This window comes from Chryseobacterium sp. WLY505 (genome assembly GCF_030846215.1).
In the GTDB taxonomy this organism is placed as follows: Bacteria; Bacteroidota; Bacteroidia; order Flavobacteriales; family Weeksellaceae; genus Chryseobacterium.
The window spans coordinates 611467-633103 of record NZ_JAVCWI010000002.1; the positions used below are offsets into that span (position 1 = coordinate 611467).

A 21637-nucleotide genomic window follows, 5' to 3' on the forward strand; every position below is an offset into this window, starting at 1 on the left:
AAGTATTAATAACCGTGTAAATCAATACCTTCTGTTCTTTGCAGGGTTACTTTTCTACCCATTTTCTTCTGAATCACTCTGAAATGCTGCAATTCATCATCCGTCAGAATACTGATTGCAGTTCCTTTTTCATTAGCACGCCCTGTTCTACCAATACGGTGAATATAATCCAGCGGCGAGCGAGGCAACTCGTAATTGATAACACATGGCAGAGATTCAATATGGATTCCACGCCCAATTAAGTCTGTAGCCACCAAAATCTGAGCTCCGTTTACTTTAAATTCCTCCAGATTATTTCTTCTCGCTCCCTGTGACTTCTGGCTATGAATGGCCACCGCTTTTATTTTGTTCTTTTTAAGTTTCTCTACCAGATTATCCGCAGATCTTGTGGACGAAACAAAAATCAAAGCCTTTTCTACTTTCTTTTCTTTGATCAGATATCGTAAAAAAGGTCCTTTATTTTCCGGAGCAACATGATAGGCAAGCTGTTCGATATTATCAATTTCAACTTCTTCTTTTTTAATCTCAATAATCGTAGGATTGATAGAAAGACGTTCTTTCATTTCAGAAACCTTATCATTCAAGGTAGCTGAAAATAAAATGGTTTGCTTCGCTACAGGCATCATGGCAAAAAGTTTATTCATTTCTTCACCAAACCCCAGCTGAAACATTTTATCTGCTTCATCAATCACCAAATGTTTAATTCCTGAAATACTCAATGCATTATGATCAATTAAATCCAGCAAACGTCCCGGAGTGGCAATCAAAACTTCCACTCCAAACATTCCCTTCATCTGTGGATTGATAGAAACACCTCCGTACACTGCCATCGTACGGACTTCCCTCTTTAGATTTTCTGTGAATGCTCTGCAAACTTCATCAATCTGAATCGCTAATTCTCTGGTAGGAACCAATATTAAAACCTGAACATTACGATCTTTTTTAACTTCCGCATTCTGCAATTTTTCCAGAATCGGCATCACAAAACAAGCTGTTTTACCGGAACCTGTCTGTGCAATTCCCATCAGGTCTTTCCCTTGCAAAATGACAGGAACAGCCTGCTCTTGTATGGGGAATGGTTTTAAATACCCTAGTTTTTTGACAGAACGAATAATATTGTGTGATAATCCTAACGATTCAAATGACATAAAAATACTTATTTACTGCAAAGATACGCTATTGATATTTGGTGTAAGCCTCAAAATACGATAGGCAGCAGATAAACTTCAATTATTTAAAATTTTATGTCTTTCATTCATAAACATTGAAAATTTATGTTGCCGATTTGTCCGATAATTAAGGTTTGGACAAATTTTTGAAGATTAGTTTTGTAAATTTATCAAAAATTCGAGAAATCAAAATATGAAAAAAGCGTTAATAATAGTCGATGTACAGAATGATTTTTGTGAAGGCGGAGCACTTGCAGTCCCTGGAGCCAGCGAAATTATTCCATACATCAATCTCCTGATGGAAGAAAATGAATATGATCAGATAGTTCTTACCCAAGACTGGCATCCTGCAGGTCATAAAAGTTTTGCAAGCAGCAATGGAAGAAAGGTAGGAGAAAGTATTATTTTAAATGGTGTTCCACAATTTATGTGGCCTGATCACTGTATTCAGGGAACTTTTGGGGCAGAATTCCACAAAGATCTGAACAGAGACAAAGTAACCCACATTGTACAGAAAGGTAAAAATATTGAAATCGATAGCTACAGCGGTTTTCAGGATAACAACCACTTTATGAAAACCGGATTGGATGACTTCCTGAAATATCATGATATTCAGCTGGTAGAAATCGTAGGCCTGGCATTAGACTATTGTGTTAAATTTACAGCACAGGATGCAGTAGCCAACGGATATGTAACGTGCCTTCATTTCAACGGAACACGTGCAGTAAACGTAAAACCTGACAACGGCAGAGATGCCATCTATGAAATGATTGAAAAAGGAGTAACCGTATTGGGATAATTCTTTTTTAATGATGAACTATAAATGATGAGTTATGAATTTTAGAATTCACAACTTACTACAATAAAAAAAGCGCAGAATTATTTTCTGCGCTTTTTTATTTATTATCCTTTAAAATTGATATTTAAAAGAATGATATAAGTTTACAAACCTAAATCTGTCATTCATAATTCATAACTTATAATTCATCATTATTTTAAAGCATTTTAAGGTTGTTCACTTCCAGTTCTGTAAGGATTCTCCAGTGTCCTCTCTTGATATTCTTCTTCGTTAATCCTGCAAACATTACTCTGTCTAAAGATTCTACTTCGTATCCTAATCTTTGGAAAATTCTTCTGATCACACGGTTCCATCCGATGTGTATCTCAATTCCGATTTCATTCTTAGGTTTCCCTTCAATGTATGAAATCTGATCTACCACTGCTACTCCTTCATCAAGACGGATACCTTCCGCAATAAGACGTAAATCTTCACCAGTAAGCTTTTTATCCAATGTTACATGATAAATCTTCTTGGCATCAAAAGAGGGATGCGTCAGCTTTTTAGTCATGTGTCCGTCATTGGTCAGTAAGATAACTCCTGTTGTAGAACGATCCAGTCTTCCCACCGGGAAAAGTCTGTAAGGAGAAGCATTCGCTACAAGATCCATTACAGTTTTTCTTGCTTTATCGTCTTTTGTAGTAGAAATATAACCTTTTGGCTTATTCAAAAGTACATATACAGGTTTTTCAGGAGTAATGCTTTGTCCGTCAAAAACTACTCTGTCTGTTTTCTGTACCTGATATCCCATTTCAGTTACCACCTTTCCGTTGACTTCTACCAATCCCTGTGTAATCAGTTCATCAGCTTCTCTTCTGCTGCAGATTCCGGAATTAGCGATATACTTGTTAAGACGGATGCTGTCTTTATGAACGTCCTTTTCAATTTTATTCAGCCTTCTTTTCTGTACAAAAGATCTTGTCTTGTCATCATTTCTGTCTTCACCATTAGATGGTCTTCTTCCGTATTTCAGGCTGCCTCTTTCGTACTTATCTCTTGTATCGAAATTCTTTCCTCCTCTCTTCGGTTTTCCGAAAGATTTTTTCTCATAGCTCTCACTTTTGTTCGTGATATACGGTTTTCTTTCGGATTTTGATCCTGAATCATCGTTGGAATTTTCGAAACTGTCGGTATTTCTTTTAAAAGGTTTCTTTTCAAATCTTGAGTTGGATCCTTTATGTTCCGGGCCTTTCTTTCCTCCATCTTTAGAGAAAGGCTTTTTAAAAGGTTTTGATCCTGAAGAATTTCCAGATCTGGAAGCACGAGAATCATCAGAACTTTTCTTGGTTGAAATTCTTGGTCTCTTTGGTCTGTCTGAATTATTATTATCTCTGCTCATTCTAAAAATTTCTGCAAAGATAGTAATTTAGTTACGAGTTAAAAATTAAGAATCATAACTTTGCACTATAGTTTACATTTTAATTTTACATACAATAGAAGATGATAACAATATTAAACGATAATTTTTCACAGCTCAACGAGTTTCTTCACGAAAAAACTTTCAGTAAAATTTTCATACTTGTAGATGAAAACACGCATGAATACTGCCTCCCTATTCTTCTCGGAAATATGGAAACGGATCTTGGCTTTGAAATTTTAGAGATTGAAGCGGGAGAGGAAATGAAAAATATCCAGACGGCCAATCAGCTTTGGGAAATTCTTACAGAAATGCAGGCGGACAGAAAAGCGCTGGTTATCAACCTTGGCGGCGGAGTAATAACCGATATGGGCGGATTTGTGGCATCTACTTATAAAAGAGGAATACAGTTTATCAACATCCCTACTACCCTTCTATCGATGTGTGATGCTTCTATAGGCGGAAAGACCGGGATCGATCTGATGCACTATAAAAATATGGTGGGAACTTTTGCTTTCCCTGAGCAAATCTTTATTTTCCCAAAATTCTTAGAAACATTACCTTTTAAAGAATTAAGAAGCGGATTTGCTGAAATGCTGAAACATGGGTTAATTGCTGATAAAAATCATTGGGATCAGTTGACACAGATCCGTAAACTGGAAGTAGAAACTGTAATTCCACATATTCAGACTTCCATGAATATTAAACAGAATGTAGTAGATCAGGATTTCCACGAACAGAATATCAGAAAAACACTTAATTTCGGACATACCATAGGCCATGCGGTGGAAAGTTTATGTCTGCAGCAGGAAAATCCAATTCTTCATGGTGAGGCCGTTGCTATGGGAATGATTGCTGAAGCTCATCTGGCTTATCTTGAAAACTTAATTTCTCAAGAAGATTCAAAAATTATCATTGAAAACATTCAGAGATACTATCCATACCTTGATATCAGCGATTTTAAGGATGAAGATATTACCGCATTACTGCTGAATGATAAAAAGAATACAGACAGCAAAATCAATTTTTCTCTGCTTTCAGGAATAGGTTCCTGCAATTATGATCATCAGTGCAATCAGGAAAATATCCTTGAATCTCTGTCTTTCTATAGAAGATTGAATGATGCTTAACGTTTTTTTCAGAAAAAATCATTTGTTTCACCTTCTGTTTTTGACAAAATTGTCAATTTAGACAATGTCTAAACAAACATTTATTTGAAATCATAAAGCATTATTAATCAATGCTATATTTTAAAAATCACTTAAACACTAAGTGATTTTTTTATTGATTTTACTCATAAAAAATATTTTTGGCAAGCAATTTGAAAGATACTCTGCGTTCAACTGAAAATGCTGAACAGTAGTAAAATTTAAAATTAAGAAAGAGTAAAATTAAAAAAATTAAAGTTATGAAAAAGTTAATTTTAGGATTAGCGTTAACTGCAGGAACATTCGCATTCGCTCAACAGACAGGAAACACGTCTTCTAATCCGGTAACATTTGGGGTAAAAGGAGGTATGAACGTTTCTTCACTTTCAAAAGACAGTGGTCTTGATGATCAGAAATCTAAAATAGGATTCAACGCAGGTGTATTTGCCAACATTCCATTAGCAGCTTCATTCAGCGTTCAGCCAGAGGTTCAGTATTCACAATATGGTAATAAATCAGATTATACGTTAGCAGGAACAAAATATTCAGCTTCAACTAAATTGGATTATATTACAGTACCGGTAATGTTCCAGTACAACCTGATTCCAAATCTTTATGTGGAAGCAGGGCCAGAATTTGGTTTCATGGTAAGTGCTAAAAACAAATTCAAAAATGAATCAAACGGAGATTCAAGCACTACTGATAATTACAAAGACAATCTAAATACATTTAACTTTGGTATCGGTCTTGGAGCTGGATATTATTTCACTCCAAACTTAGGACTTACTGCAAGATATGTTGCAGGTTTAACAGATGTAGCGAAAAACAGACCTAGTGGATCTGATGCTACAAGAAACAACCTATTCCAGGTAGGATTAGCTTATAAATTTAAATAAGCTACACATTCACTAACAAATTTTATATTCAATAGAAAAGATCAGATTAATTCTTTAATCTGGTCTTTTTTTATGTTAAAATAATATGGAGTTGATAAATCACTATAAATACATCCCAAAGAGTTGATTTATCCATTCGTTAAAAACACATAAAGTCTTTATACAAGGGGATTTACGGCATATTGTTTGTTGCATAGCGAGCGTTAAACAACATAAAAAATAAAGCTAATCTATGAAAAAGATTTTTCTAGGCCTGGCACTTATCGCAGGTACTTTTACTTTTGCTCAAAGCACTTCCACTTCTGCTGAAGCTACTACTCCATCCACATCTTCTTCTAAAATCAAGTTCGGTTTGAAGGCGGGACTTAATGTTTCCAATCTTTCTAATATGAATATGAATTCAAAAGCAGGATTTTATGGTGGTGTTTTTTTGAATATTCCTGTCGCAAAGGATTTCTCTATTCAGCCGGAAGTATTATATAGTGCAGTGGGTGCTAAAGAAAAAGGAGGCAGCAATGCAAAACTTAATTTAGAATATCTTTCTGTACCGGTAATGTTCCAATATAAGGCACTTCCAAATTTATATGTAGAAGCAGGGCCTCAATTTAATTTTTTAATTGATGCAAGGTTAAAGAAAAGTGAATCTACGAGCGTTCTTAAAAATGGAACTCAATCTTTCGATTTTGGAATCGGATTGGGAGCAGGATATTATATTACCAAAAACATTGGGATCAATGTGAGATACACTGCCGGATTATCTGATATTGTAAAAACAAAATACCATTACGGATATGACAGAGAAGGTTCTGTGAGAAATGGTGTATTCCAGGTAGGAGTAAATTACAAATTCTAAAGCTTTATTAAGCTTTTTTCATTAAGTTTTTATAATTAAAGTGAAGCCGGATTAAATTTAATCCGGCTTTTTTAATACTATAGAAAAATTATTATTCAAAAAAACATATTACATAGTAGATTCACAGTACATTTTAACTTTGGCACGCCATTTGATTCTTAATGAAATGTTAAATAAAACTTAAAAACTATTAAAATATAAAACTTATGAAAAAGATTTTTTTAGGTCTTGCCCTTGTAGCAGGTACTTTTGCTTTCTCTCAGAAGACTTCAACTTCTACTGCTTCATCTTCTCCAGTTAGATTTGGTGTAAAAGCAGGTCTTAATATCTCTACTATTTCTAACAGTGATTTAAATTCAAAAGCTGGATTTTATGGTGGTGTGTTTGCCAACATTCCGGTAGCACAAGACTTCTCTGTACAACCTGAAGTGTTATACAGTGGTATGGGTGGTAAATATAAAGGTAACAGTGATGTAAAACTTAATACAGATTATATCGCAGTACCTGTAATGTTACAGTACAATCTGATTCCTAATCTATATGTAGAAGCAGGTCCTCAGTTTGGTTTCCTTATCAGTGCTAAAGGAAAGGGTAACGGTGCTTCTGTAGATGTTAAAGATAATTTGAAAACTTTTGATTTCGGAATTGGTCTTGGAGCCGGATATTATTTCACACAAAATATCGGAGTGAATCTGAGATATACTGCAGGGCTATCTGATGTTCCAAAGAACAATAACGGTGATGCTGCCAGAAACGGAGTATTCCAGATTGGTTTAGCTTACAAATTCTAAAACAAACTTTCTATTCAATACAAAGCCGGGTTTATTATAATCCGGCTTTTTTATTGGTCCTGATATTTTTGGCAAGAAATTTGCGTATTGAATAATTGATTGTACTCTATTCCGGAAATTTCGCACTTACGGTCTTGTTTTCAAAATGAGTATGCTTTGATTCAGTTGATATTCAATTGGATATCAAATTAATTCAACTATTACCATTACCTTTTAACGAGAATTATGTCAGGTGGGCTGGCATTAGAGTGCACAGACAGAATATTGAAAATATTTTGTTTATTCAAGATACATTTTGATTTCAATAGAAAAAGTCAGGTTTATTAGTTTAGGCCTGACTTTTTCGCTTATTGCATGACTTTTATCACTTTACCTTTTTATGGCAGGTATTTTGAAGCGAAGAAGAAAAATTAAACTTTAAATCATGAAAAAACTCTTTGCAGTACTCGCAATTACGGCTGGGCTTTCCGCCAGTGCGCAGGAAAAACAACAGCCGAAAGCCGCCTCTCCTGTTACTTTTGGTGTTAAAGCCGGTTTCAATGGGTCTACTTTCAGCAGAGGTGAAAGAAGTGATGTGGATAATAGCGAAAAAATAAAAGCAGGTTCACATATCGGAATATTTGCCAATATTCCTGTTGCTGAAAAATTCTGTATACAACCCGAACTTCTTTTCAGCCAGCTAGGCTCAAAAACAGAAGATCTCTTTATTCATGATTCCGGAGATTATTTTACGAAGCAGGAATATGAGTACAAAACTAATTTAAATTACCTTACTCTTCCTATTATGGTTCAATACAATATTCTTCCTCAATTGTATGTGGAAGCAGGACCTGAGTTTGGTTTACTTCTGGGAGGGAAAATAGAAGGAGACGGAAGAAATGAAATAAGATACGATAATACAACGACTGTTAATTCTGAGAGTTTCTCCGATAAAATTTCAATGAAGTTGTATCATAAATTCAATTTTGGAATTGGAATTGGCGCAGGATATTATTTTACTCAAAATTTTGGAGTGACTGCAAGATTTACAGCGGGTATAACAGGAATTTTCAAGAATGATTACGGTAGTAAAGTCAGAAATAATGCGCTTCAGCTTGGAGTAGCTTATCGCTTTAAATAGAGATATTTATTATTTTCAAAACTGGTGCCGGGCTTTAAGAGTCCGGTATTTTTTATTTCTATCTCCCAAAAGAGCCCGGAAGACTTATTAATTCTTGAAAAAACTAATTCCGGTTCAAATTTTTTCATTATTTCAATTATCAATAATAAAGCGCATTGAGCATTCAACTATTTTCACAAAACATTCATTTAACAATAAATTTATTCATCAAAAAGGGATAAATGATTTAAAATAAACTTTTCAAAAACCATCTTAAAAGCCCTTCAAACAGGCATTTTTCGACTTTGGCAAGCAATTTGCAAAATACAAGAAGTCTGATTGAGAGATATCCGACACACAAATAGTAAAATTAAAAAATAAAATTATGAAGAAGTTATTTTTAGGATTGGCATTAACTGCTGGTACACTAGCTTTCGCTCAAGAGACAGAAACAAAGACAGAAACAAAAACAGTAAATGCATCACCACTAAAAAAAGATGTACAACCCATTAGATTCGGAATCAAGGCCGGAGGAAACTCAGCTTATTTCAGCGAGCAAAAGTTTGGGATCAACACACAACAACTAGGTTTCCACGCAGGTGCATTCGTTAATATTCCACTTTCAAAACATTTCAGCTTACAGCCAGAGGTATTATATAACCAAATGGGAGCAAAAGATGTAATTTCATCTACAGAAACTGATAATGGAGTTACGAATGTAAAAACTAAAGAAGAAGGTAGAGTAAAGATGAACTATATTTCAGTTCCTTTAATGCTTCAGATGAGACCTACTGAGAAATTTTACGTTGAAGCTGGACCTGAATTCAGTTATTTCATCAACGGAAAAACTAAAGGAGAAACAAGTGTAGCAAGTACTACAGGAGGTGTTACTACAACTACTACAAGTTCTAATACTGAAGATATCGATAAAGATCAGATCAATAAATTCAATTTCGGATTGGGTCTTGGTTTAGGGTATGATATCACATCCAACATTGGTATCAGCGCAAGATATGTAAATAGCTTGACAAAAATTGATAAAAGCAGACCTGCTGCTGAAAATAACAACAGAGTATTTCAGTTAGGTCTTAACTACAAATTTTAATTAAGAACCAATTTTTTAACCGAAGTGCATTAACCTTGCACGCATAAAATAGCCGGAAGATTTTCTTCCGGCTATTTATATCAAAAGTTTTATTCAAATATTCTCGGATCATCACTGATTACCCCATCTATTCCCATTTCTTTTAATTCTTTTAATCTTTCTTTGGCATTCACAGTCCATGGGATTACTTTCATGCCTAATGAGTGGCATTCCTGTACTAATTGAGGCGTTACAAGATTCTGTTCCGGACTGTAAATCGTAGGAGTGAAACTCAGGAACTTCATATCTCCGGCTACTCCATTCATATGATCAGGATACATTCTGAACTTTTCTGCCGGAATACTTTTAAAATAAGCCTGCTGCTGGGCCAGCTTTTTGTCATCTACCTTTTCTACGAGTAAAGCAGTCATGATTTCAGGATATTCTTTATGAAGAATTTCCAGTGTTCTTGGATCAAAAGACTGAATGATCACTCTGTCCTGAATCTTTTTTTCAATAATGATCTTCATCATCAGATCTACAAATGCTTTCGGTTCAGGATGAAAAATATTATCAGAAAAAGGACGTGTTTTTGTTTCTATATTGTAAAAAGGTAGCGGTCTTTTTAATTCGCGTGCATAGGCCTCACAAGCATCAATGACATCTGAAAAAAGAGGTTTCTGAACCTTCATTTTCTTTTGATCAGGATAGTTATCCAGTTTTTTTAAACCTACATCAAATGTTTTGATCTTTGCGTAAGGCATTTCATATATTTTGTAATAAAAACCTGAATCTTTGGGAATATAAGTTCCATCCGGTTTTGTAACCAGTTCCGGTGAAAGAAAAGCATCATGGGAAAGAATCACTTTTTTGTCCTTCGTTATAGCCAGATCCATTTCAAGAGTTGTCACATTCATTTTAAGGGCATTCTTCATTGCCGGGATCGTATTTTCGGGGTAAAGAGATTTTCCTCCGCGGTGTGCCTGCTTGTCAAAAGACTGCGAAGAATACAATTGGGTAAATACCAGAAAAATACCCGTAAAAAGTGCGTTTTTCATATCCTGAAGTTTTAATCTGACAAAATTAAAACTCCTTTATATATTGAATACTACAGGAATATTAAGCTTTTGCTACATTTATACAACGAAATAGCCGGATTATAAACCCGGCTATTTATTTTTATGAATTCAATAAAGAGATTAATTGAATAAATCTACCTCTTCTCCTTTTCCAACAGGATATTCTTCTGTAAAGCATCCGAAACAGTGATTAGCTGATCCTAAAATGTCTTTCAGGTTGTCTATGCTTAAAAACTCTAAGGAATCTACCCCAAGATAGTTTTTAAGTTCTTCCGTAGTCATATTCGCTGAGATCAGATCATCTTTAGACGGAGTATCAATTCCCAGATAACAAGGCGCAATAATAGGTGGAGAAACACTTCTGAAGTGGATTTCTTTTACGCCTGCATCTTTTAAGATTTTAACCAGTCTTTTAGATGTTGTTCCCCGAACAATAGAATCGTCAATAATGACTACTCTCTTATCTTTCATCTCGGAAATGATCGGGTTCAGCTTAAGGTTCACTACCCTTTCTCTCATTTCCTGTGTAGGAACGATGAAACTTCTTCCGATATATCTGTTTTTGATCAAAACCGGGCGGAAAGGGATTCCTGAAGCTTTAGAGAAACCAATAGCAGCCGGAACTCCGGAATCCGGAACGCCAATCACCAGATCAGCTTCTACAGGAGCCTGTTCCCAGATTTTCTCACCGGATTTTTCTCTGATCTCGTATACATTGATGTTTTCTAAGGTAGAGTCAGGTCTTGCGAAATAAATATATTCGAAAGAACAGATTCTCTGCTTACCTTTCGCTTCATCCATCATATAAGAATGAAGTTTTCCAGGTTCGTTTTCATTGGTATAAATGATCTCACCAGGAAGAATATCACGCACATACTGCGCGCCTACAGCATCCAATGCTACAGATTCTGAAGCTACTACATAAGATTTCTCATCAATAGCTCCCAACACCAACGGACGGATACCGTTGAAGTCTCTGAATGCAAAGAATTTGTTTCTGGTCATCCCTACTACAGAATAAGCTCCTTCAATCTTTTCCATGGTTGCTTTAATCGCTCCACGAAGACCTAAATCAAGGTTTTTCTGGATCAGTCTCAGGATGACTTCAGAGTCGGAAGTCGCTCTGAAAACTACGCCTTCAGCTTCTAATTCTGCTTTTAATTCCTTGGCATTGGTAAGGTTACCGTTGTGTGCTATAGAAAGTATAATCTGGTCATATTCGTTTTTCGCGAAAAATGGCTGGAAATTATACTTCTTCTTATCTCCTGCAGTGGTATAACGGGTATGCCCAATTGCAGAATTTCCCATAAAAGTTTCAGGTTCCTGAATTTCTTTATAAACATCCAAAACCAGTCCTTCATCTTTCATGTTGGTGATTCTTCCATCCTTTAAAACGGAAATACCACAAGCCTCCTGACCTCTGTGCTGTAATGCAAAAAGACCAAACTGTGAAAGAGAGAAAGTATCCAGATCATTATCCGAATACATTCCGAAGATCCCACACTCTTCATTAGGAGCATCCAGTCTTTCTTCTTCCTGAGTTCTGAAAAGATTCCTTCCGTAAGTCTGGGTTTCAAACTGTTTTAAATATTCACTTTTATGAATGTCTAAACTTTTCATTTCTATTTTTTCTAAATTAAAAGATTAAAAAATTTAATGATTAAAAAAATTACAGCCTGTTTAATTTTTAAATGGTTTAATCTTTAAATAAATTAAATCTTATTTCTGTAAAAGATTTTTAAGACGGTTGTAGATTTCAACATAAGCCTCAGTAACTTCTCCCAAGTCTCTTCTGAATCTGTCTTTGTCTAATTTCTTCATGGTATCTTTATCCCAAAGTCTGCAGGTATCAGGAGAGATTTCGTCTGCTAAGATGATTTCTCCGTCTGAAGTTTTACCTAATTCGATTTTGAAATCTACCAGGATGATATTGATTTTGTCAAACAGGTCGATAAGGATATCATTGATATCTGAAGATAACTCATACATCTCGTCAAGCTCTTCGTAAGTAGCTGCTCCTAAGAAAACGGCATGGTGATCATTGATAAGTGGATCTCCCAATTCATCTTTTTTATAGCAGATATCGAAGATCGTTACCGGAGATTTAATTCCTTCTTCCACTCCTAATCTTTGTGCCATACTTCCTGCAGAGTAGTTTCTTACTACCATTTCCAAAGGAATGATAGAAACTTTTCTTACCAGCTGCTCTCTTTCGTCTAATTTTTGGATGAAATGAGTTTTGATCCCTTTTTCATTTAAATATTCAAAAATAAGAGTTGTGATCGCGTTGTTCATTTCCCCTTTAAGGTCTACCTGACCTCTTTTTTGAGCATTAAATGCTGTAGCATCGTCTTTGAAACGTACTACTACTTCATCAGGATTATCGGTTGCAAATACTTGTTTTGCTTTCCCCTCGTACAACATTTCTTTCTTTTGACTCATAATTTTACTTTCTAAATTGTAGTTAGATTTATTGATTTATTTTATTATTATTCCTGTTAAGACAGCCAGTCCAAAACTCAGCAGTGTACCAATTAATACATATTCTGTAAGCTTTCTCTGTTTTGCCTGTGCAAGGTCGCTGAATCTGAAAACAGATTTGGCAGCCACCATGAAACCTACGCCTTCCCAGTGATTCACCATGATAAAAGTGAAAACCAGCAGACGTTCTAAAATTCCGATATATTTTCCGGCACTTGATAAAGATTCGGTTTGAATAGTGTTTGGGCCATCCGGAGCAGGTGTCCAGGACGACAATAAGATTTTGATAAAAATAGAAGCAGGTGTTGTCAAAAACAGTGCCGCCATAATTACCTTTAAAAATTCCTGATTCTGTAAAAATCCAAAGCTGAATTCCTGGAAATAAAAAGAAACTCCGCCAATCACCAGAACATGCAGCAATTGATCTATGAAAAACCATCTTTTCTTAGTCTTTACATTTTGAAAACTAAGCTTGGCAGCATCAATAATAAAGTGAGTAATTCCCACCAGAACAGCCACCCACCAAAGTTGAAGATCCCAAAGAAAAACAAGACTTAAAATGGTGTGAATCAGAACATGAATGTATAAAAACTTACTTTTCAGTTTATAGTTTTCCTTATCTGCAACCCATGAATTTGGCTGAAGTATAAAATCTCCGAGTAGATGTGCCAATATGAGTTTGATGAAGATCATGCCTATAGTTCTGAGATTTTCTTTCTGAAATACTGATTGGTTTCCACGATGAGCTCATAGTTGGCTCGTTTCAGTCTCTGGCTTACCGAAGACTGTGAAATAGCAAATCTCTTAGCAAGATCTTCCTGTGTGATATCCTGATTCATGATCATTTCATGAATAATCTCTGCCGTAGCCATCGTCCAGTTATCAAAATCCTTGGACGACCATTTCAACAGGATATTAAGATCTCTGTCCACCGGATCACTGGAGGTTTTAATAGCAACCGTATGACCGTCGCTTTTAAGATCATTAAGCAGTCTTCCGGAATTAACGTAGGCTGTACCGTTAGATTCAGTGATCTTCTCAGAAGAGAAACTTTCCTCACCAATACCTATGGCCATTCTTACATCCAGATTTTCAACGCTTTTAATAAGAGATTTTATGGCTAGAAAACGCCAGAAAACGTCATCAATTTTGCACTTGAACTGAAACTCATCTCCCCTGTAGATTTCCCATGTGTGAGGAGCGCTTCCCCATTTTTCGAGAAGATGTTTAAGCCTGGTAATCCAAACTTCAGTGTCCGCATGCTGTGAATTTATAATATCACCGGTAATGACCGCTATCATACTGCAAATATAAGCATAATTACTTATATATAAAAAATATAAGCAGAAACACTTATAGATATTCATTATTAGCGAATCAGCTTATATCAATGATGCAGTAAACATAAGGTTTTTAGGGCGTTATATAAAACCATACAATAGCAAAAAAGCAAAAAAATGTTCAATCTTTTATTATGATGTCGACTTTAACTCTACTTTTTTATATTTTTTTTATAATAAGAAGCTGTTCCTGCTATCCGCTTATACTCCTCGCTCCATCGCTCTCCCACACTCAAACCCATACACGCTCAAACCCAACTGCGGGGTAACCGCTGCTATCAGGGCTAGGACAGTCATTGCGGGCAAGGCGAAACAATCTCTTGAATGATTTCTATACCATATAAAGTAAACCTAACAGGTTTTAAAAACCTGTTAGGTTTGGCTTGTCACAAAAATTATAGTATTTAAATTCGGTTTTATTTACTTTTTAATAAACTGATGCGCTTTCTCATCAAGCTTTAAGAAATATATTCCTGCAGGAATTCCCATCACCGGAATACTTTTCTTATTTCTAAACGGATCTTTCTCCGTATAAATCACTTTTCCGGAAAGATCTATAATCTGAGCCGTTTTTATGTAGGTAACTTCTCCATTCACATAGAGATTATCGTAAACAGGATTCGGATAAATGGTAAACTCTTTATTAACAGTGATCAAATCTGCTGTAGACAAGGTACCACCCAGGTTCTGGCAGTAATTGTCCGGATAAGAATCCCATTCACTGATAGTAAAAGTATTATTGGGTTGATTGATGGTGTTCTTTCTGTATAAAGATACATTTCCGTTGTTATTGGTTGTATATTTTACTCCGATAGCATCCACAGTCACCGTTTTATTATAAGCAAGTTCCACATAATTTCCTCCGGTAAAGGTGAGCGGATCAGAAGCCGTTACAAATCTTGCCTGGGCATTGGTGTAACACGATAAAGTAGATTTCGGATTCAGGATCACAAAGGTTTCATTATTCCCTACCTTACCTTCCAGTTCGTAGGTGTCTCCACTGTAAATAGCTCCTGAGGAATTATTTTTAAACTGGATATTAATCCTGTAATTATTTAAATTAACTTCATGCCCCGTTTTGTTAACAATTTCCAGAGCGTTATTCTTAATGGTATTGGCAGCATCATTGGTTCCGGAAATATATTTGGTAATCATAAGATCCGGAGCATATGAATCCGAAGCAATCGTTGAAGTTGTCACCGTATTGCTGAAAGGAGATTCAAGATATGCTTTATCAAAAGCTTTCACAGTAAAGCTATATGGAGTTGAAGGGCTCAGATGATCAATACTGATAGAAGTTCCCTTTGTAGTGGCCACAGGCGTTGCAGACCCATTCATATAAATCCTGTATCCTAAAATATCAGTATCAGGAGAAGCGGTCCAGTTCAGATTCACAAAATAGGCATTCTGCTGGGTTGAAACCAGTGATCCGGGAGCTGCAGGTGCAATATTATCAGGCGTTTCAGACCAGATCAGATCAATCCATTCAGGATGGTCAATGAATGGATTTCTGTTTTTTTGTATGGTATAGATCGTGTTATTTCTGTCAATTTCTCTTTGGGAAACAGGATCTGCTGCACTCCATTGTTTCAGCATAGCAATATAAGCAAGATCAACCGCTCTTTCTTCTGTTCCGTCTAATGGACATTGATCGGTAGCCGGGGTAAGATTAGCAGAAGTAGTATAAGCCGTATTGAATGAACCTAATTTCCCTTCATATCGTACTGCAAAATACAGTAATGACCTTGCAATATCCCCTTTGAATTCATTAACAGGCTCATACACCCTTCCTGTATAAGGGTAATTGGGAATAGCTGCATTGGATATTCTCGAAGTGTTGGAAAAAATATAATGGTTGGTATTATTTCCTATTCCATAAGGATAATTGCTCCTGCGCTGATTGATCCATCCATCAACAGGAATTATAAAATTCAGATCCGAATACATAGGATAATCACTGATGGAGGAGCTTGTACTGAATGTACTTTGCGGCATCATATGTTCTCTGTTATACCCCTGCCCTTCCATACCGACACCTGCTACCAGCTGATCCGCAGTATATTCATAAGAATCAGGTCCTGAAGGAATTTCAGAATAGATATCCAGCAGATATTGAGTATTGGAAGCATCATGGTCATAATACCTGTCCAGATCAGTCTGAGCATACAACACTTTAAGATCGTCATAATGCCAGTTGACCATCTTTTCTGAAATAATATCGTGAAGTTTTGATTTCAGGGCATACCCCGTCAATCCTGCCGTTCCATCATAATATCCGGCGGGAGCCTGGGCGGAAATATAAGAGGAAATTAATATAATAGGAAGTAGAATTTTTTTCATATCTAAAAAATTGGAGAACTAAAATAGTGAAATAAAAAACGGAAAAGACTGAATATTTTATTAAGAAAGTATTAATTATCTAAATATAAAATTTTGATAATTAAAGAGATTACCCTTTAAACATTATGAATGAAATAATTTATTTTAGCATTCCACCAATTTGGTTATCTTTGGGAACTAACTATTATTATATGAATACTGAGACTATTGACAACATCAAAATGATAGCGGAGACGGCTAGAGAATTTGCAGAAAAAAACATCAGACCGAATATTATGGAATGGGATGAAAGCCAGACATTTCCAAAAGACTTGTTCCACCAATTGGGTGAGATGGGTTTTATGGGAATTGTAGTTCCTGAACAATATGGAGGCTCTGGCTTAGGTTATCATGAATATGTTACTATTCTGGACGAAATTTCTCAGGTTGACCCTTCTATTGGTCTTTCTGTAGCAGCACATAACTCACTTTGCACCAACCATATTTATGAATTTGGAAATGAAGAACAAAGACACAAATGGCTTCCACAGCTGGCTTCCGGAAAAGTAATCGGAGCCTGGGGTCTTACTGAGCACAACACAGGTTCTGATTCAGGAGGTATGTCTACTACTGCTGTAAAAGATGGTGATGACTGGATCATCAACGGAGCTAAAAACTTTATCACTCATGCTATTTCAGGAGATATTGCCGTGGTAATGACAAGAACCGGAGAAATAGGTGCTAAGAACAACTCTACTGCTTTTGTTTTAGAAAAAGGAATGCCTGGCTTTACTTCCGGTAAAAAAGAAAATAAACTGGGAATGCGTGCTTCTGAAACAGCAGAATTAATTTTTGATAACGTACGTGTACCGGATTCTCATCGTTTAGGTGAAGTAGGCGAAGGTTTCAAGCAGGCTATGAAAGTTTTGGATGGTGGTAGAATCTCTATTGCTGCATTAAGCTTAGGGACTGCAAGAGGAGCTTACAAAGCTGCTTTGAAATATGCAAAAGAAAGACATCAGTTCGGAAAACCTATTGCAGATTTCCAGGCAATCAACTTTATGTTAGCTGATATGGCTACAGAAATTGATGCTGCTGAACTTCTTATTCAAAGAGCATCTACGCTTAAGAATGCAAAACAAAAAATGACCAAAGAAGGAGCTATGGCAAAATTATATGCTTCTGAAGCTTGTGTAAGAATCTCAAACAATGCGGTTCAGATCTTCGGAGGATATGGATATACAAAGGACTTCCCTGCTGAAAAGTTCTATAGAGACTCTAAGCTTTGTACTATCGGAGAAGGAACTTCTGAGATCCAGAGACTGGTCATCGGAAGAGATATCACGAAATAACATTTTAAAATCCCGATACAAATGATTAAACAGGCACTTTTAGGTGAATTTCTGCATGAGGCTGAAAACACCAGAAAAATTTTACAGGCAATCCCCGACAGCGCACTGGATTGGAAACCGTCCGAAAAAAACTGGACTACCGGCCAGCTTGCCTCTCATATTGCTGAAGTATACAATTGGTACGAATCTACTTTCAATAAGGATATTTTTGATATGGGTACGTATAGGTATGACAAAGGAGATATTTCCAAAGCGGAGAATATCCTTGCAAAATTTGAAGAAAATGTTGCCAACGCACAGAAAGTTCTTGAAAACTCGGACGAAAACACTTATTTCAATGAGTGGAAAATGGAAATGGACGGAAATGTACTTTTCCCTCCTATGCCAAAGGTTCAGGTAGTGAGAGCTTTTCTTTACAATCATTTGTACCATCACAGAGGTGAGCTGGTTGTTTACTTGAGATCAACCGGAAATAAAGTTCCCGGACTTTATGGCCCTACTGCTGATGACAAAATGTAATTCAAGATTGCATCAATATAGTAAGCTGTTTCATTTTGAGACGGCTTTTTTTATGGACAAAATGCGCATGAAGCAAGATTTAAAAAAAATAAATCAACAACAATATTTACACATTTTTCAATAATAGATCTATTACATTGTCTCTTTTTGGTAAATTAATAATCAAAACGCAGATATTTTATTTTTTTGAAATTAAAATCCGGTTCGAAAATTTTATTTTTCTTTTATTAATAAGCTTTTTCAATTATATTCAATGCAACGCATAATACATTATGGCTAAAGTCTAAATTTTCCTTAAAAAATTTTGTTTTTCATAATATATTTTTTATTAGCTTTGATATTCCACAATCAAATTTAATATTTAATATGAAAAAACAATTAACGCTGATTGGAATGCTCCTTATTTCGGGTATTTCTTTCGCACAGACGGACCGTCTTTGGTCTGAAGGCTCAAAAAGAACTTCATCAGAGATCTTTGAAAACAAAACCAGCATCAGCAATCCTAAGGTATACAACCTGGATATCAACGGATTGAAAAACATGTTGGCAAAAGCTCCCAAAAGGCTGGCTGCAGGCGAAAAATCTGAAATCATTATTTCTTTTCCAAATTCTGAAGGCAGAATGGAAAATTTTAAAGTGAGAGAGAATTCCAATTTTGCTCCTGAGCTGGCAGCAAAATATCCGGATATCAAATCCTATGTAGGACAAGGTCTGGATGATCCTAATTCCACAGTTTATTTCAGTGTTTCTCCACTAGGACTGTCTTCTATGGAAATTTATGGTGATAAATCGGCTGTTTTCATCGAGCCTTACACCAAAGATCTTTCTTCGTATGTTGTATACAGAAAATCTGATAAAAAAGACGATCTTAACAAGTTTGAATGTACGGTGGTAGATGCAGCACAGAAAGGAGTTTCCAATTCCGCTCTTGCAGCAAGACCTAATGCCGATGATGCCAAACTGAGAACATTCAGACTGGCATTATCCTGTACAGGAGAATACACCACTTACTTTGGAGGAACAAAAGCTCAGGCTTTAGCTGCTATGAATACTACAATGACTCGTGTAAACGGGGTTTTTGAAAAAGATTTCGCAGCAAGAATGGTCCTTATCGCCAACAATGATGCGGTTATCTACACCAATGCTTCTACAGACCCTTACTCCGCAGCTTCAGGAATGAGCAGCTGGAATTCTCAATTACAAAGTACATTAACTTCGGTAATCGGTGAAGCTAATTATGACATCGGTCACTTGTTCGGAGCTTCAGGAGGTGGAGGAAATGCTGGTTGTATCGGCTGTATCTGTACAAACGGATCAAAAGGAAGCGGATATACCTCTCCGGCAGATGCCATTCCTTCAGGAGATAATTTCGATATTGACTACGTGGCTCACGAAATGGGACACCAGTTCGGTGGAAATCACACATTCTCTATGAGCAATGAAGGAACAGGAGCCAATATGGAACCTGGATCAGGGTCAACCATCATGGGATATGCAGGAATTACCAGCCAGGATATCCAGCCGCATTCTGATGCGTTCTTCCATGCGATCAGTATTCAACAAATCACCAATAATATTAAAGCTAAAACCTGCTCAGTTAATACCAATACAGGAAATGCAATTCCTACAGCGAATGCAGGATTAGATTATACCATTCCAAAAGGAACTCCATTTGTTCTTACAGGAACAGGAACAGATGCTGACGGAGATTCTTTAACCTACATCTGGGAACAAATGGACAACGCTTCTTCTTCCCAAACAGGAGCAAGTTCTGCAGCAAGTGCTACAAAAACTTCAGGACCTAACTTCAGATCCTGGACTCCTACTACTGCACCTGTAAGATATTTCCCAAGAATGGCTTCTATCTTAACGGGAGCTACTACGACTGCAGGTTCTGAAATCACAGTAGAAGCACTTTCTTCAGTAGCCAGAACATTAAACTTCAGATTTACCGTTCGCGACAACAAAGCCGGAGGTTCCGGAAATAATTCTGACGATGCAGTAATCACAGTAAATTCAACAGCAGGACCATTCCTGGTAACTTCGCAAAACTCTGCAACGACTTATGCTGGAGGAAGTTCTCAAACCATTACGTGGGATGTAGCAGGAACTACAGCAAATAATGTAAATACTGCCAATGTAGATATCCTTTGGTCTACAGACAGCGGAAATACATGGACAACTCTGTTAGCAGGAACACCTAATGACGGTTCACAGGCGGTGACTATTCCTAATGCTACGACAACAACGGGAAGAATTATGGTAAAAGGATCAAACCACATTTTCTTTGATGTCAACAATGCCAACATCTCTGTCAATGCAGGTTCAGGAACTCCTGACACCGTTGCTCCTACAGCGCCTACCCTTGCTGCCTCAGGAACTACAGCTACAACCACTAACCTTTCATGGTCCGGAGCTACAGATAATGTTGGCGTTACCGGATACGATGTATATCAAGGGGCTTCATTAATTGGTTCTACAGCATCTACAACATACACAGTAACGGGACTTTCACCTGCAACTACGTATTCTTTCTCTGTGAAAGCAAAAGATGCAGCTGGAAATGCTTCGGTATCAAGTAATACAGTGAGTGTGACAACTCTTTCTGGAGGAACAGTTACGTATTGCTCTTCTTCGGCCTCAAATACAGCAGATGAAAGAATAGGAAATGTAACCTTCGGATCTATCAATAATACGTCTACAGGAACCGCAGGATATGAAAACTTCACTTCAGTTTCTACGAATGTTACAAGAGGAAGCGCTTACACAATTTCCATTACTCCGGTTTGGACTTCTACCAAATACAGTGAAGCTTACGCGGTTTATATTGATTACAACGGAGACGGAGACTTTACAGACAGCGGAGAACTGGCATGGACAAAAGCAGGCTCTACAACAAGTCCGGTTACAGGATCTATCACCATCCCGGCTACTGCTGCTGTTGGATCTACAAGAATGAGAGTAATGATGAAGTATAGCTCAATCCCTACTTCTTCATGTGAAGCCTTCACGTACGGACAGGTGGAAGATTATACCCTTAATATTGTTTCTTCCGGAAAAGGAGATCTTCATAATACAAAAGATCTGATCACTGATGTGAAGCTTTATCCAAACCCTGCAAGAGATATACTTTATATTTCCAATACTACTTCTGAAGATTATAAAATCTTCGATATGGGTGGAAAACTAATCGACTCAGGAAAACTACAAAGAGGATCTGTGAACGTAAGCAACCTTATCAAGGGCGCTTATATGATCCAAATTGGAGAATCTTCTAAGAGATTTGTTAAAAACTAATCCCTTTACAATTAA

18 protein-coding genes are annotated in these 21637 nt (G+C 36.5%); 10 read left to right on the forward strand and 8 right to left on the reverse strand.

Features of this window, described 5'->3' with window-relative positions:
* Positions 1-5: 5 nt before the first annotated feature.
* Positions 6-1148: a DEAD/DEAH box helicase gene (locus RAH34_RS08235; RefSeq protein WP_306595811.1), complete on the reverse strand. Its 1143-nt coding sequence runs from the start codon at positions 1146-1148 to the stop codon at positions 6-8.
* Positions 1149-1362: 214 nt separating this feature from the next.
* Here RAH34_RS08235 and pncA point away from each other — a divergent pair, with 214 nt between their 5' ends.
* A complete protein-coding gene (gene pncA, locus RAH34_RS08240) occupies positions 1363-1968 on the forward strand; it encodes a bifunctional nicotinamidase/pyrazinamidase (protein ID WP_114820096.1) in 606 nt (201 codons plus the stop codon).
* Between the two features lie 196 nt (positions 1969-2164).
* On the opposite strand, the gene RAH34_RS08245 is transcribed toward pncA, so the two are convergent.
* Entirely contained in the window at positions 2165-3346 is a 1182-nt protein-coding gene (locus RAH34_RS08245) for a pseudouridine synthase (RefSeq protein ID WP_228411933.1), read from the reverse strand.
* A 101-nt stretch (positions 3347-3447) separates the two neighbouring features.
* Between RAH34_RS08245 and aroB the strand changes: the two genes are divergently transcribed.
* The 6 genes from aroB (at position 3448) to RAH34_RS08275 (ending at position 9256) form a co-directional block, all read left to right on the forward strand.
* Complete coding sequence (aroB, locus tag RAH34_RS08250) at positions 3448-4494, forward strand: 3-dehydroquinate synthase (RefSeq protein WP_306595812.1); 1047 nt, start codon at positions 3448-3450, stop codon at positions 4492-4494.
* 278 nt (positions 4495-4772) lie between these two features.
* The gene (locus tag RAH34_RS08255; protein ID WP_306595813.1) at positions 4773-5408 is read left to right on the forward strand and encodes a porin family protein; all 636 of its coding nucleotides are present in this window, start codon (positions 4773-4775) and stop codon (positions 5406-5408) included.
* 232 nt (positions 5409-5640) lie between these two features.
* The gene (locus RAH34_RS08260) at positions 5641-6261 is read left to right on the forward strand and encodes a porin family protein (RefSeq protein ID WP_306595814.1); all 621 of its coding nucleotides are present in this window, start codon (positions 5641-5643) and stop codon (positions 6259-6261) included.
* A 206-nt stretch (positions 6262-6467) separates the two neighbouring features.
* Positions 6468-7052, forward strand: a complete 585-nt coding sequence (locus tag RAH34_RS08265) for a porin family protein (RefSeq protein WP_114820092.1) — start codon at positions 6468-6470, stop codon at positions 7050-7052.
* 424 nt (positions 7053-7476) lie between these two features.
* The gene (locus RAH34_RS08270; protein WP_306595815.1) at positions 7477-8172 is read left to right on the forward strand and encodes a porin family protein; all 696 of its coding nucleotides are present in this window, start codon (positions 7477-7479) and stop codon (positions 8170-8172) included.
* 364 nt (positions 8173-8536) lie between these two features.
* Complete coding sequence (locus tag RAH34_RS08275) at positions 8537-9256, forward strand: porin family protein (protein WP_114820090.1); 720 nt, start codon at positions 8537-8539, stop codon at positions 9254-9256.
* An 89-nt stretch (positions 9257-9345) separates the two neighbouring features.
* On the opposite strand, the gene RAH34_RS08280 is transcribed toward RAH34_RS08275, so the two are convergent.
* From RAH34_RS08280 to RAH34_RS08305, 6 genes are all read right to left on the reverse strand, one after another.
* On the reverse strand, positions 9346-10293 hold the full coding sequence (locus RAH34_RS08280; RefSeq protein WP_114820089.1) for a glycerophosphodiester phosphodiesterase family protein: 948 nt from the start codon (positions 10291-10293) through the stop codon (positions 9346-9348).
* A 141-nt stretch (positions 10294-10434) separates the two neighbouring features.
* Positions 10435-11934 (reverse strand): amidophosphoribosyltransferase, encoded by a 1500-nt coding sequence (purF, locus tag RAH34_RS08285; RefSeq protein WP_034698287.1) that lies wholly within the window; start codon positions 11932-11934, stop codon positions 10435-10437.
* A gap of 99 nt (positions 11935-12033) precedes the next feature.
* Entirely contained in the window at positions 12034-12756 is a 723-nt protein-coding gene (purC, locus tag RAH34_RS08290) for a phosphoribosylaminoimidazolesuccinocarboxamide synthase (protein WP_047430685.1), read from the reverse strand.
* 36 nt (positions 12757-12792) lie between these two features.
* Complete coding sequence (locus RAH34_RS08295; RefSeq protein WP_114820088.1) at positions 12793-13488, reverse strand: DUF3307 domain-containing protein; 696 nt, start codon at positions 13486-13488, stop codon at positions 12793-12795.
* A gap of 2 nt (positions 13489-13490) precedes the next feature.
* Positions 13491-14096: a SatD family protein gene (locus tag RAH34_RS08300; RefSeq protein ID WP_034698295.1), complete on the reverse strand. Its 606-nt coding sequence runs from the start codon at positions 14094-14096 to the stop codon at positions 13491-13493.
* 459 nt (positions 14097-14555) lie between these two features.
* Complete coding sequence (locus RAH34_RS08305) at positions 14556-16475, reverse strand: endonuclease (RefSeq protein WP_306595816.1); 1920 nt, start codon at positions 16473-16475, stop codon at positions 14556-14558.
* Positions 16476-16666: 191 nt separating this feature from the next.
* Here RAH34_RS08305 and RAH34_RS08310 point away from each other — a divergent pair, with 191 nt between their 5' ends.
* The 3 genes from RAH34_RS08310 (at position 16667) to RAH34_RS08320 (ending at position 21622) form a co-directional block, all read left to right on the forward strand.
* Entirely contained in the window at positions 16667-17806 is a 1140-nt protein-coding gene (locus tag RAH34_RS08310; protein WP_306595817.1) for an acyl-CoA dehydrogenase family protein, read from the forward strand.
* A 21-nt stretch (positions 17807-17827) separates the two neighbouring features.
* A complete protein-coding gene (locus RAH34_RS08315; RefSeq protein ID WP_114820086.1) occupies positions 17828-18325 on the forward strand; it encodes a DinB family protein in 498 nt (165 codons plus the stop codon).
* A gap of 366 nt (positions 18326-18691) precedes the next feature.
* Positions 18692-21622 (forward strand): reprolysin-like metallopeptidase, encoded by a 2931-nt coding sequence (locus RAH34_RS08320; RefSeq protein ID WP_306595818.1) that lies wholly within the window; start codon positions 18692-18694, stop codon positions 21620-21622.
* The last annotated feature ends 15 nt before the right edge of the window (positions 21623-21637 follow it).